This is a genomic window from Rummeliibacillus pycnus (genome assembly GCF_044359855.1).
GTDB classification, from domain to species: domain Bacteria; phylum Bacillota; class Bacilli; order Bacillales_A; family Planococcaceae; genus Rummeliibacillus; species Rummeliibacillus pycnus_A.
Genome location: NZ_CP132291.1, coordinates 4,204,764 through 4,218,519 on the forward strand (window position 1 = coordinate 4,204,764; position 13,756 = coordinate 4,218,519).

Genomic DNA, 13,756 nt, shown 5'->3' on the forward strand with positions numbered 1-13,756 from the left:
TAGAGAAGTTTGAAAGACTTAAATTGCTGTATGAGCGAATAAAATTTAAAATAGAGCGAATAAGTTGGTCAATCGAGCGAATAAGTGGTAAGAAATGTGTTTCTTGTTGAGAAACCAAAATATTCTCGAAACAACAGTGATTTTAGACTATGAAAAACCCCCTCAGAATGGTAGAGAGGGGGAGGGGGCTTCGTTAATTAGTTATTCGAATCATTTGAATAATCTTGCATAGATGGCCATGTTCCAACTGGAAGGATTGATGCTTTTGGAATTTCATTTTCTTCAATGTGAAGCGTAGTTAAAGTTGTGATTGGTGCAAGTGAAGCCATTGATGTCAAATAGTTATTATTTATATATAGTGTTTTTAAATGTGCTAATGTTTCTAATCCATCTACTGAGAAAATGCTGTTATGAGATAAGTAAAGGGTCTCTAGGTTTTTACATTCACTTAGTTTATGAATATCTTTTACCATATTGTTAGACAAATTTAGTTCTTTTAGATTTTGTAAATGGGTAATTTTTGAAATATCTTTGATTTTGTTATCGTTTAGATTGAGTGTTTCTAATTTTGATAAATGATCAATACCATCTAAGTTTTCAATTTTATTATTCCACGCATCTAATACTTGTAATTTAGTCATATTGCTGAGGATTATGACATCTTTTAACGTATTTCCTGACACTTTTAATTCAGTTAGATTTACTAATTTTTCGAGTGAATCAATCGATTGTAGATTGTTGAAGCGAATATCTAATTTTTTTAAATTTGTTAGTTTTGAAAGTGGGGATAAATTATGAATCGCATTGTTGGCAATAGATAATTCGCTTATATTTGTACAGAATGCGAGCGGTTGAATATTCTCAATATCGAACATCCCAAAGGTTTCTCTTTCATCTGTATCTCCATTCAAGAATAATGTTCCTTTTAAACTTCTTAAATCAGCTACTTTGATATTTTGAGATAGATTTTTATGACCTAAGACATCATTTAATGCTGTAAGTAATTGTTTATCTTGTACATAGACAATTGTGGTTTTGTCAACTGTACTTACATTTTTGGCTGAGACAACTTTACCTTCCTTATAAGATATCCCATCTTTTGTTCCTGTGTATTTTTTTCCGCTTTTATATTGGATTCCTTTGTAAGCACCTGTTAACTTCTTGCCACTTTTATATTGGTACCCTTTGTAAGTGCCTGTTAACTTCTTGCCGCTTTTATATCGTACCCCCTTGTAAATCCCTGTATATTTTTTCCCATCCTTAAACAAGATTGACTTAAAGACTTTGTATCCTCTTACCATTTTCCCTGTTTTAATGGAAATTAATTTTCCGCTTTTTATGTTATATAAGCTTTTTGCAGAAGCAGTTGATGTATCAGCGAATGTCATAACCGTAGCGGCTCCTAGTAACCCTGTCATCATTGAAATACAAATTGCTTTATTCATTTTTTTTGTCAAAAAAACCTCTCCTTTATTTCAAAAATCATGATTATGAACAATATTTTAACATTTTTTTGATACTATTCAAGGACCGTATGGATCATACAACAATAAATAATGATATGAAACTCAATTCACGAAAAATGAATTGTAGCCACGTTAGAGACGTTTTAAGTCCTCAAAATTTGATGATTAAGATTCTACAGTGAAACGAAAAAATGAATTATTAATAGAAGAAAGTATTCCATATTGCTAACCTCACTTCAAAAGTTCCACCGTCAATAAGTAGTGTCCAAAATATACGAAACCTTGTTATTGAAGGGAGTATATCAATTCAAAAGCTTAATTAATTTCTTTTCTATATCTATTCTAATCATACTGGAAGAATACAGTGAATATAGTATAAGAGCTACAGTGATTTGGAGGTAGAAGAGTAAAGTGCATAACAGAAATCTTCCAGATTACAAATTGAAAGATTAGTTAATCGAAGTATTCTTTAAAGCTTAATATTGTGAAGTTTAAGGTGAATAACAAAGATACGGTTTCATGTAAATCAATTGGACTGGCATTCTACTGCTCTGGGAATATCTTTTATAGTTAACTTCCTTCCAATCAATTTGCGAATTCACCAGGATGCATTTGAATTTTTTTTAGAATCTATAGCTACTAGGGTATCTGCTAAAATTTTCTTTCATTCGTAGATATTCTAATGATCACAAAGAAAGGGGAAGCATATGTCAGAATTTCATCAACAATCATCAGTCGAAGTTATGGATATGTTGGATGTGACAAATGAAGGCTTGAGTGATTATGACGTCCAAATAAGACAAGAAGAATATGGATTTAATGAATTGGAGGAAAGTAAAAAAACAAGTACATTAGCCGTTTTCTTTGGACAGTTTAAAGATTTATTAGTCATTATTTTATTGGTTGCCGCCTCCATCTCATTTCTATTAGGTGAAGTGGGAAGTACGATTGTCATTATGATTGTCGTTATTTTAAATGCAATTCTTGGCACTGTTCAACATATCAAGGCAGAACAGTCTTTGGATAATTTGAAGGCATTGACTTCCCCAGTGGCGAAAGTGCTGCGAAATAATCAAATCGTAGAGATTCTTTCGGAAGAAATAGTAGTAGGAGATATTCTCTTTTTAGAAGCTGGAGATTATGTTAGTGCTGATGGAAGATTATTAGAAAGTCATAATCTTCTAATAAATGAGAGTTCGTTGACAGGTGAATCATTAGCAATAGCGAAAAGTACGGATCCTATTGCAGAAGACAACGTACCAATTGCCGATAAAAATAATATGGTTTTCACTGGAAGCTTTGTCACTAATGGACGAGGTACTGTTATTGTTACGTCAATTGGAATGGATACTGAAATCGGAAAAATCGCAAATTTACTAGATACTGCAAAAGAGAAGAAAACACCTTTACAAGTAAGTCTTGATCATTTTGGTGAAAAATTAGCTTTAGGGATTACAATCATTTGTTTATTCATTTTCACGATTGATCTTGTTCGAGGACGTCCTTTAGTAGAATCGTTTATGTTTGCTGTATCGCTTGCAGTTGCAGCAATTCCCGAAGCGTTAAGTTCAATCGTTACTATTGTGCTAGCTTTTGGGACACAGAAAATGGCAAAAGAAAATGCCATTATACGAAAGCTCTATGCTGTCGAGAGTTTGGGTAGTGTATCTGTTATTTGTTCAGATAAAACAGGGACACTCACTCAAAATAAAATGGCTGTCCAACATGTATATGTGGATCAAAAAGTCATTCCGTATAATCAACTAAATAAAGACAATGTAATCCAAGAAAAATGTATGATAATGGCATTATTATGTAATGATGCTGTGACAAGTGATCAAAAAGAAATAGGTGACCCTACCGAAACGGCACTCGTCAAATTAGGAAGGGCGTATCAACTTCACGAGTTAGCCGTAAGAGAACACAATCCAAGAATTTCTGAAATCCCTTTTGATTCAGATAGAAAGCTGATGAGTACAGTGAATCGTATCAATCAGCAAAATGTGATGATTACAAAAGGCGCATTAGATGTTCTTTTCTCTAAAATCGTAAAAATCGAGACATCTAATGGAATCAGTGTTTTTACGGAAGAACATCGTAAAAAAATTGAACATGTAAATCGTAATTTTTCTAAGAACGGTTTACGAGTAATAGCGATCGCCTACAAAAACATTGGAAAGCGAACAATCGATGTAGACGACGAAAAAGATCTAATTTTTGTTGGCTTAATAGCTATGATGGATCCTCCTAGAGAAGAATCCAAAGCAGCGGTTGAGAGCTGTATAAAAGCGGGCATTAAACCAGTGATGATTACTGGTGACCATAAAATAACAGCTACTGCTATTGCCAAACAAATAGGTATTTTAAAAAGTCCATCCGAAGCCATTGAAGGATATCAAATTGAAGAATTAACAGATGAAGAGCTCCAAGATAAGGTTCAAGATATCTCTGTCTACGCTCGCGTATCACCAGAGCATAAGTTGCGTATCGTGAAAGCATGGCAGGAAAAAGGAAATGTTGTAGCGATGACGGGTGATGGTGTCAATGATGGACCTGCTTTAAAACAAGCCGATATCGGTGTAGCGATGGGAATCACCGGCACGGAAGTAGCAAAAGATGCATCCTCTATGGTCTTAACGGATGATAATTTCTCAACAATTGTCAAATCGATTTCTAATGGAAGAAGCCTTTATGCGAATATTAAAAACGCCATCATGTTCTTATTATCCGGCAATGCAGGTGCGATTTTTGTTGTTCTATATGCTACTGTATTCGGACTGCCAGTTCCCTTTGCACCGGTGCATTTATTATTTATTAACTTACTGACCGATAGTTTACCGGCGATTGCCATAGGATTAGAGCCACATAGTAAAAAAATCATGAAGGAAAAACCCAGAAATATTCACTTACCATTACTAAATAAAAAATTCACGACTCAAGTGATGATAGAGGGTTTATTAATTGCCATCTCTACAATTATTGCTTTTCGAATGGGATTGGCAACTGGCGATACGATAACAGCAACCACCATGGCATTTACAACGCTATGCTTATCAAGATTAGTACACGGCTTCAACTCCAGATCGAAAGAATCGATCTTTACAATCGGTGTATTTTCAAATAAATATACTTGGCTAGCATTTATAATAGGGGTTGTGTGCTTACATTTAGTATTATTTATGCCATGGCTCACGGGCGTGTTTGAAGTAGCAAAACTAAGTGGACTTCAATTAGGCTATATTTATGTATTATCCTTTATACCGTTTTTAGTGAATCAGTGGTTTAAAGTGTTGTATTTTAGAGGTAGATAATTCGATCAAAGATGGAATTGGATGGCAATCCATCATTCAATTTGAGCTGAAGTTTTGGATCATAATATTAATAATTTGAGAAAACACCGATTTTAATAGAAAATCGGTGTTTTTTATTAGGTAGATATTTCATGATATCCAATTTTGTTCATTGTGGAGCGAAAGACGGCGACTCCTCGAAAATGCATTCGCATTTTCTTCGTGCGATGTTCATTCAGTGAAGTTCATTCAGAGTCCTACGGTAAAAGCTTGAGCTGAAAGCCCCGTAGGAATTTATTAGAGACCACTGAAAAAGTCAAAATGAATGAGTTTTAATAAAATTTTGTAATGCAATTTTTTTGAAGTGGAATCAGCGAAGACTCCTGCGGGAAAGCGAGCCAGAGAGACCCCACAGCGCAGCGAGGAGGCTCGTCGGTTCGCCCGCGGAAAGCGAAGCTGATTCCACTTCATGTTACAGCAGATTTGTACTATACAAGTTGGAGTAAAATCGTTTTTCAGTGCCCTCTACGTTGGCCCGAGGAGATTGAAGCCAAGCCCGTGGAAAGCGCCGTCTGTAGCGGAGCATACCAATCTGTATATGGAAAAGTTAATGTGTTGAAATAGATATTACCTAGTCTAACTATTATTAAGGATTCTTCCCACTCTATTTTTGTGATACGATAGATTAAGTTTAAGCTTAAGCTGGATATACATACACCATATGGAGGTTACTATGAAAAAAGTTGCGGTAATACAGGATTTATCATCTTTTGGAAGATGCTCATTAACGGCTGCTATTCCGGTTCTTTCAGTAATGGGCGTGCAGGCATGTCCTTTGCCGACTGCTATACTGTCTGCGCAAACTGGTTATCCAAGCTTTTTTTGCGAGGATTTTACGGATAAAATGCACTATTTTGAGGATGAATGGAGCAAGCTGGATGTAACGTTTGATGGCATCTACACAGGCTTCGTTACAGGCCGAGAGCAAATTAATAATATTTTTCGTTTTTTAGATACATTTCAAACAAAAGAAACACGCTTACTTGTTGATCCGGTAATGGGCGATATGGGAGAGGCCTATAAGCTTTTTACTGATGAATTGCTTCAACGAATGAGAGAACTTGTAAAGTGTGCCGATGTGATAACCCCGAATGTTACGGAATGTTGTCTATTAACCGGATTATCCTATGACAAGCTACATAGTTATTCAAATGAAAAAGACTTCATTCAAGCAATAGAAGAAGGTGGCAAGATTTTGCAACAAGAAACCGGTGCCCAAGTAGTGATCACGGGAGTCAATCCTCCGACTGCCCACACGAATGAGCAGTTTATCGGAAATATGTATTTGAATGGAAGTAGCACATTTTATGATGCGATGCCGTACAACGGTAAAAGCTATTCCGGTACAGGAGACTTATTTGCATCAGTCATTATGGGAGGCATGATGCGCGGGGATGATTTAAGAAAATCAGTCCAACTAGCAAAAAGCTTTTTAACTGCAGCAATCCATGATACTTCCTTGGAGGAAACTCCGAAAGAAGCAGGCGTTAACTTTGAAAAATATTTGAAGATGCTGTTGTAAAAGTCGAAACTGCATAGCTTTAGAAAATCGGATCTCTATAAAAAATACACCACTAAATGGAATTGATTAGCTCTTGTTGCGGTTAAAGAATATAAACCAGTCCAACTGCCATGGACTGGTTTTTCGTTCAGGGGGTGACACATGAATCAACAACATAAGCAATCGATTATTGCTATCGCACTAATCACAGCTATTTGCTTGGCGGGTGATTCCATGCTATATATAGTGTTGCCGACACACTGGAGATCAGTTGGATTAACATCCTTGATGCAGGTAGGTATCATCTTATCTGTTAATCGGTTTGTTAGGCTACCGTTAAATCCGTTGATTGGGTATATCTATAAGAAAGTTAGCTTTCGGAATTTAATTTTATTTGCTGTTCTATTAAGTGGATTGACTACGTTAGGTTATGGTTTTGTTAAAGATTATCCAATATGGATTCTGCTGCGTTCTATATGGGGGCTAGCATGGTCGCTTTTTAAATTGGGTGCATATTTATTGGTGCTTGAATACTCGACAGATGCTAACCGCGGTAACTTGATGGGAACATATAATGGTCTGTATCGTCTTGGGAGTCTATTTGGGATGTTGTTAGGAGGACTTTTAGCGGACCTTTTTGGGATGAAGTTGATTGCTTTAATCTTGGGTAGCATGGTCTTTTTGAGCATTCCATTGGTTTTTAAATACTTACCGAAAACAATCCAAACGGAACAGGGTATTAAACCCCCAGCACAAACTTGGTTTACATGGCTGAAACCATTTCATAACAAAATGTTTCTGAAAATCCTTATTACGGCATTCCTTTTAAGCATGCTTTTGGACGGCATGTTAACAGCAACTTTAAGTCATATTATAGAGGGGAAATTTACGAATCAAATTCATTTGTTTGGATTTATGGTAGGCGCAGCAACCCTTTCAGGAGTTATGCAGGCGTTACGGTGGGGAATAACACCTTTTTTAACACCGAAAATTGGAAGCATATTTGACCGTGCAAAACAAAAAAACATGGTATTGGTCCTTTTCTTAGTAAATGCATCCATCTTTTTATTCTTGATACCATTCCCACTAAAGCTAGTTCTTTGGCTACCTGTCCTTCTTGCCCATCTTTTAGTGGCATCAGTCATTACCACCGTTCTAGATGGTGTTTCAACTGATTATGCATCAAATATGACAAACCGTTTATTGTTAATGACGATTTATACCATCGTCCTTGATTTAGGAGCCGCTCTCGGACCCGTAATAGGATATAGACTGGAACAACAACTCGGACTTTCCAATCTGTTCTGGCTCGCATCGGCAATTTGTCTAATACTAATGATTTCATGGGCTATCCCACATAAAGGACAGTTAAGACAAAATATTATGTGAAAAAAGATCATGTTTGCAATGAATCCCAAAAAGTTGGACATTATATTTAATTGAATATTAGGGACTTTCTCGGAGGTGAGAACCTTGTATTGAACAGGGCTCTTGCCTCTTAAATGAAAAAACCAGGACTCACATTTTAATGAGCACCTGGTATTTTTTGTTTATATATACTTAATAAAAGTCTTTTATTCTTTCAATAAATGGTTTTCCATCAACAATACCTTTATTAAATAATTCTTGAGCAGTATCAAATCTTTGAGTATGGGAGTCTTTTCCTCGCGTAAGTAGAAAACTTTTTTCTTCACCATATAGTCTACTAACCCACCATTCTTCATCGTTATAATAAAAAAGTCTTTCTTGTTCTTCATCTTCAATAGCTTTTCTAACTTCTTCCCATGATTTTTGATCCATTTCTAAAATCTCCTTTTTTAATATGGTTTTCCAGGCTTCCATACATCGTCTACTTTATGCCATTTGTGACGATGAGGTGCTTTATGGTATTTAGGCATAGGATAAGTGCTTGGATGTTTGAATACATAAATAAAAGTCCTGTCGTTCACAATGATGATAGGGCATTATATTAAGGAATCCACCAATTGCCAATAAAGGAGAATCAATTTTGCTCAATATTACCTCACTAATTTAAATGAGGGTTAAATGTATTAAATTTGGATTAAAGGAATAAAAAATAAGCGTATTCATTTTGAATACGCTTATTAATTGCAAATCAACAGATTCTTACGATTTAAAAGCAGGAATTTTTTTCAAGAAAGCGCAAACCGGAATGCATATGATAAGCCCCAAAATATTTTGAACAAGATCTCCAGGAATAGAAGCAGCTGGTGCGATCCAATTACCATATAGAATTCCTTCGCCAATATAATAAACAGCCATCATTGGTGGCATAGAAACGATAGTAGCTAGTAGATTGAAAGCGATACTGTTCCCATTACGTCCGTTCGACCAAGCAATTTTTCCCACTATGTACCCTTGCAAGCCACGAGATACAAAGGAGATTGGTGCCCACAATGTCCAACCAGATACTAAATCAAATAACCCCATCCCAAAGGCTCCAGCAATTGCACCTGTTTTAGGACCAAATAAAATCGATACGATAAAGAGCATTGCTGTACCAAGATGAACCAAACCGCCATTTGCTGTAATCGGAAGTTTGATATTTAACAAGAGTGTTGCAACGAATACAAGTGCAATACACATTGATTTTAAAATTAAATCAAAAGTACGTGTTTTGTTAGTAGAATAACTTACAGTTTTTTGCATAATAAAACCTTCCTTTTTATGGACATCAAGGAATAGTTGCGCACTCACTAGTCCTACGAAGTCCTACTTGTTTAATCAGTTTTCTTAATTACAAATAACATTAGCAAAGGATTGGTCTTTTTAAAAGTATCAATTCTATAAAAAATGAAGGTGTCAGTTTTAGAAAAATCAGATAAAACCTTTAGTGATTAAGGATTAGTTTGCACTAAAAATAAGGTATTTTTTATGAGGAGCATCATATGGATTATTTCATGGAAACTATGTAGTATCTTTTCGAGATCTCTATTATTAAATATCGAACTTTGTTATAAATGATTCAATTTCATAGTGCAAAATTAATAAAAAATATACGAACATTTAATTGTATCCAAATTTTTTTCATTGTGGAGCGAAATACGGCGACTCCTCGAAAATGCACTCAGGAATTTATTGGAGACCACTGAAAAGTCGAAATGTATGAGTTTTAATAATAAAATTTTGTGATGCAATTTTTATTGAAGTGGAATCAGCGAAAATTCTTTTTGCTCAGCAGGAGCAAGAAGAATTTTATGCGACGAAGCTAGCGAAGCGATGCAGGAGCAATCTTTACCTGTGGGAAAGCGAGCCAAAGAGACCCCGGAGCGTAGCGAGGAGGCTCGTCGGTTCGCCCGCGGAAAGCGAAGCTGATTCCACTTCATGTTACAGCAGATTTGTACTATAAATGTTTGGAGTAAAATCGTTTTTCGGCGCCTTCAACGTTGGCCCGAGGAGATTGAAGCCAAGCCCGTGGAAAGCGCCGTCTTAGCGGAACATCCAAATCTGAATATTGAAAAGTAAATGTGTAAAATGTTCGTATTTAAAAAACAAAAATAGATTTATGAAGTTGATTCAAATGGTAATTTTTTTTACAAAGCTACAGTTCACGAGACGTTTGAATTAATGAATGAGTAAGTCTTTTGTAATCTTATTAACTTCAAGTTTTGGTGAAATCCGAAAAAAATACATAAAATGATTAAAAAATACTTTTATTTAGGTCGTAAGCTAGTTATAATATTATAGTTTTCAAAGAAATGGGTGTATAGTTAATAATTTAAATTGGTTAAACTCAATGTGAGTAACCAATCATGGGGAAATTTGAGACGGAGGACGTTCTTGTTATAGAAGATAGACATGAAAGGAGTTTGTTGGCATGAAAGAAACATCAGGAAGTAACATAAAATGGATTCCTTTCTTCATTACTATTGCAGTTGGTGTGATTATTTGGTTTATACCGACACCTGCTGGAGTAAAAGAAAGTGCATGGCATTTGTTTGCTGTGTTTGTTGCAACAATTGTCGGTTTTATTTCAAAACCATTACCTATGGGAGCCATTTCAATTATTGCTATGGCAGTAATCGCGGTGACTAATACGCTAACAATTGAAGAAACGCTAAGTGGGTTTGGTAATTCGACGATTTGGCTTATCGTTATTGCGTTCTTTATTTCGCGTGGATTTATTAAGACGGGTTTAGGTGAACGTATAGCTTATGTATTTGTTCGATTATTTGGGAAGAAAACGTTAAGCTTGTCGTATTCTTTATTGTTAAGTGATTTAATTTTGGCGCCTGCTATTCCGAGTAATACGGCACGTGCAGGTGGTGTGATTTTTCCTATTATCCAATCCTTATCACGTACATTTGGTTCAAAACCGGAAGATGGTACAGAACGTAAAATGGGAGCCTTTCTTTTGACTGTAGGATTTCAAGGGAACTTGATTACATCTGCTATGTTTATGACAGCTATGGCAGCCAATCCTTTAATTGTTAAGCTTGCGAGTGATACCGCTGGAGTGACATTAACGTGGTTTGGATGGGCAACTGCTATGATTGTTCCAGGATTAGTAGCATTGATTGTTGTTCCATTTTTAATCTATAAGATTTTTCCTCCAGAGATTAAACAAACTCCAGAAGCGAGTCGAATTGCAAAAGAGAAATTAGATGAATTTGGACCATTAAAAAGCTCTGAAAAACGCATGATTGCAGTGTTTATCGTTATTTTAGGACTTTGGATTGGTGGGGATTCTTTAGGCATTGGTGCCACAACAGCTGCTTTAATAGGGCTTTCCTTACTTTTATTATTAGAAGTACTAACATGGTCAGATATTAAAAATGAACAAGGAGCTTGGGATACGCTTGTTTGGTTTGCGACGCTATTTATGATGGCCTCTTTCATGAACACGCTTGGACTGATTCCGTGGTTTAGTAAAGAGGTCAGTTCGGTAGTGTCTGGATACAACTGGATGTTTGCGGTATTGATATTAGCGCTTATCTATTTCTATTCACACTATTTCTTTGCGAGTTCTACAGCGCATATTAGTGCCATGTATGCCGCGTTTCTATCTGTTATGCTTCAAGCGGGAGCACCAGCCATGCTTGCGGCGATCCTATTAGCAGCATTCAGTAATCTATTTGGTTCCACAACCCATTACGGTTCTGGTCCTGCTCCTGTATTCTTTGGTGCAGGTTATATTGAACAGAATAAATGGTGGACGGTAGGCTTTATGGTCTCTGTCGTTACGATTCTCATTTTTGTTATAATCGGTGGCTTATGGTGGAAGCTACTTGGATATTGGTAAGATAGGATTGAGCACGGCTACAAACGGACAACAAGTCTTTTAGCCGTGCTTTATTAAATTCTTTTCCTCTTTTAGAGTCTCTGCTGCTTCGTCAAATCCTTATCTGCTTAGTTATTTTTTAGTAGCTTTTGTTTGTGATACAGTAATAATTGAATTGCTTTTAGTAAATTGATATATTAATTTATAAATATGTAATCAATGATGTGATCAAGTAAATAAGGATTGTGAAACAGAAAATATAGCCTTGGCTGAAAGCTATATCACCCCTTCTTATTGAACCCTACCACGGAGATGTTAGATAAAAACTAACCGAGTCGTTCCGTTACAAACGTTTAAAGGACTTAATATTAATTATTAATGTCGAACTAAGGTGGTACCACGTCTATTAGCGTAAAGACGTCCTTTTTTAAGGACTCTTTATGCTTTTTTTATTTTTAAAAGTTATTTCATTTTCTTAGGAGGATAAGACGATGTCACAAAAAACTAACGATTTTTCAAAATGGTATATTGATACAATTCAAAAAGCAGATTTAATGGATTACACCCCAGTTCGTGGTTGTATTGCATTTAAGCCAGATGGTTATGAATTATGGGAACATATTCAAGAAGAGATGGATAGACGGTTTAAAGAAACCGGTCATCGAAATGCATACTTCCCAATGTTAATCCCAGAATCCTTCTTCCAAAAGGAAAAGGATCATATTGAAGGATTCTCACCAGAGCTTCCTTGGGTAACAGAAGCTGCAGGAGAAAAATTAGATGAACGTTTAGCATTGCGTCCAACTTCAGAAACAATGATTGGACATTTGTATTCAAACTGGATTAAAAGTTATCGAGATCTCCCAGTTTTAATTAATCAATGGGCAAATGTATTCCGTTGGGAAAAGAAAACTCTTCCATTCATCCGTACCTCTGAATTTTTATGGCAAGAAGGTCATACTGCTCATGTGGATGAAGAAGATGCACGTAAGGAAACAATGCAAATGTTAACTATTTATAAAGAAGTCGTAGAAGGATTACTTGCAATTCCAGTTTATGATGGGCAAAAGACACCATTAGAACGCTTTGCTGGTGCGATTGATACATTCTCCATTGAAGCAATGATGAAAGATGGAAAAGCCGTACAAGCAGGTACCTCTCACTACTTAGGTACAAAATTTGCGGAAGCATTTGATATAAAATATTTAAATAAAGAAAATAAACACGCATATGTTCATACAACATCTTGGGGTACGTCCACACGTTTAATTGGTTCGGTCATCATGGTTCATGGCGATGAACAAGGTCTTGTTTTACCACCAAAAATCGCACCGACTCAAGTTGTTTTGATTCCAGTTGGTCCATGGAAAAAGAACCCTGCAATTATCGAGAAATTAGATGAAATCTATGTAGCTTTAAAAGCGAAAGGAATTCGCGTTCGTCTTGATGATTCTGATCAATCACCAGGCTATAAATTTAATGAATGGGAGTTAAAAGGTGTACCTGTACGTATTGAACTTGGTCCACGTGATTTAGAAAATAGTCAAGGTTTAATGAAAGCACGTGATGAAGAGGAGAAAGTTTCCGTACCTTTAGAATCAATTGTTGAAAGCATTAAAAAAGAACTTGAAACAATGCAAACTCGTCTATTTGAAAAAGCAAAAGCTTTCCGTGCGGAGAATTCACACACACATATCGATACAATCGAACAGTTAGAACAACATCTAGCAGAATCCGAACAAAATGGAACAATTCCTGGCTGGATATTAGCTGGTTGGTGCGGAGAGGATGCTTGTGAAGAAAATATAAAAGAAAAAACAAAATTCACAACACGGAACATTCCATTTAACCCACCGACAACAAAGCACACATGCCTTCATTGTGGTAAAGAAGCAAAACATACGGTTTGGTTTGCTCGTGCTTACTAATCTAAGATTGTTAAATATTAGACTTAAACAATCAGCGCTTTGGTAAGAGAAGAATTAATTGGTTTTAAGACTAAGATCATATTTTAGGTATTTCATTAAAAACCTTCTATCATTCAATATGATAGAAGGTTTTTACAAATCTAGGAACAAAAGTTAAATAGCTTTATTTTTATTCAGATTTTGATGTTCTATTTTATTTTACCCATATGAATCAATTTATTTAATTGTGAAGCGAAAGACGGCGACTCCTCGAAAATGCATTCGCATTT

General features: G+C 35.8%; 8 protein-coding genes and 1 other annotated feature. Of the genes, 5 read left to right on the forward strand and 3 right to left on the reverse strand.

Annotated features, from left to right (window positions below):
- Window positions 1-197: 197 nt before the first annotated feature.
- A complete protein-coding gene (locus tag Q8X41_RS20540; protein WP_397538109.1) occupies window positions 198-1,457 on the reverse strand; it encodes a leucine-rich repeat domain-containing protein in 1,260 nt (419 codons plus the stop codon).
- A gap of 716 nt (window positions 1,458-2,173) precedes the next feature.
- Between Q8X41_RS20540 and Q8X41_RS20545 the strand changes: the two genes are divergently transcribed.
- From Q8X41_RS20545 to Q8X41_RS20555, 3 genes are all read left to right on the forward strand, one after another.
- Window positions 2,174-4,777, forward strand: coding sequence for a cation-translocating P-type ATPase (locus Q8X41_RS20545; RefSeq protein WP_397538110.1), 2,604 nt, complete (start codon window positions 2,174-2,176; stop codon window positions 4,775-4,777).
- A gap of 712 nt (window positions 4,778-5,489) precedes the next feature.
- On the forward strand, window positions 5,490-6,338 hold the full coding sequence (locus Q8X41_RS20550; protein WP_397538111.1) for a pyridoxamine kinase: 849 nt from the start codon (window positions 5,490-5,492) through the stop codon (window positions 6,336-6,338).
- 141 nt (window positions 6,339-6,479) lie between these two features.
- On the forward strand, window positions 6,480-7,706 hold the full coding sequence (locus Q8X41_RS20555; protein WP_397538112.1) for an MFS transporter: 1,227 nt from the start codon (window positions 6,480-6,482) through the stop codon (window positions 7,704-7,706).
- 171 nt (window positions 7,707-7,877) lie between these two features.
- Here the strand turns inward: Q8X41_RS20555 and Q8X41_RS20560 are convergent, their stop codons facing one another.
- Entirely contained in the window at window positions 7,878-8,117 is a 240-nt protein-coding gene (locus Q8X41_RS20560) for a hypothetical protein (RefSeq protein WP_397538113.1), read from the reverse strand.
- A 327-nt stretch (window positions 8,118-8,444) separates the two neighbouring features.
- Window positions 8,445-8,987: an ECF transporter S component gene (locus Q8X41_RS20565; protein WP_397538114.1), complete on the reverse strand. Its 543-nt coding sequence runs from the start codon at window positions 8,985-8,987 to the stop codon at window positions 8,445-8,447.
- A gap of 1,168 nt (window positions 8,988-10,155) precedes the next feature.
- Here Q8X41_RS20565 and Q8X41_RS20570 point away from each other — a divergent pair.
- Complete coding sequence (locus tag Q8X41_RS20570; RefSeq protein ID WP_397538115.1) at window positions 10,156-11,580, forward strand: anion permease; 1,425 nt, start codon at window positions 10,156-10,158, stop codon at window positions 11,578-11,580.
- Window positions 11,581-11,769: 189 nt separating this feature from the next.
- Window positions 11,770-11,987 (forward strand) — a binding site (T-box leader).
- A gap of 63 nt (window positions 11,988-12,050) precedes the next feature.
- Window positions 12,051-13,487 (forward strand): proline--tRNA ligase, encoded by a 1,437-nt coding sequence (gene proS / locus Q8X41_RS20575; protein WP_397538116.1) that lies wholly within the window; start codon window positions 12,051-12,053, stop codon window positions 13,485-13,487.
- Window positions 13,488-13,756 lie beyond the last annotated feature (269 nt).

What these genes read in the sequence shown, in the direction of transcription:
- Q8X41_RS20565 (WP_397538114.1), bottom strand. Translation starts at nt 8,987, where the DNA reads ATGCAAAAAACTGTAAGTTATTCTACTAACAAAACACGTACTTTTGAT.
- Q8X41_RS20570 (WP_397538115.1), top strand. Translation starts at nt 10,156, where the DNA reads ATGAAAGAAACATCAGGAAGTAACATAAAATGGATTCCTTTCTTCATT.
- Q8X41_RS20560 (WP_397538113.1), bottom strand. Translation starts at nt 8,117, where the DNA reads ATGGATCAAAAATCATGGGAAGAAGTTAGAAAAGCTATTGAAGATGAA.
- proS (WP_397538116.1), top strand. Translation starts at nt 12,051, where the DNA reads ATGTCACAAAAAACTAACGATTTTTCAAAATGGTATATTGATACAATT.
- Q8X41_RS20545 (WP_397538110.1), top strand. Translation starts at nt 2,174, where the DNA reads ATGTCAGAATTTCATCAACAATCATCAGTCGAAGTTATGGATATGTTG.
- Q8X41_RS20550 (WP_397538111.1), top strand. Translation starts at nt 5,490, where the DNA reads ATGAAAAAAGTTGCGGTAATACAGGATTTATCATCTTTTGGAAGATGC.
- Q8X41_RS20555 (WP_397538112.1), top strand. Translation starts at nt 6,480, where the DNA reads ATGAATCAACAACATAAGCAATCGATTATTGCTATCGCACTAATCACA.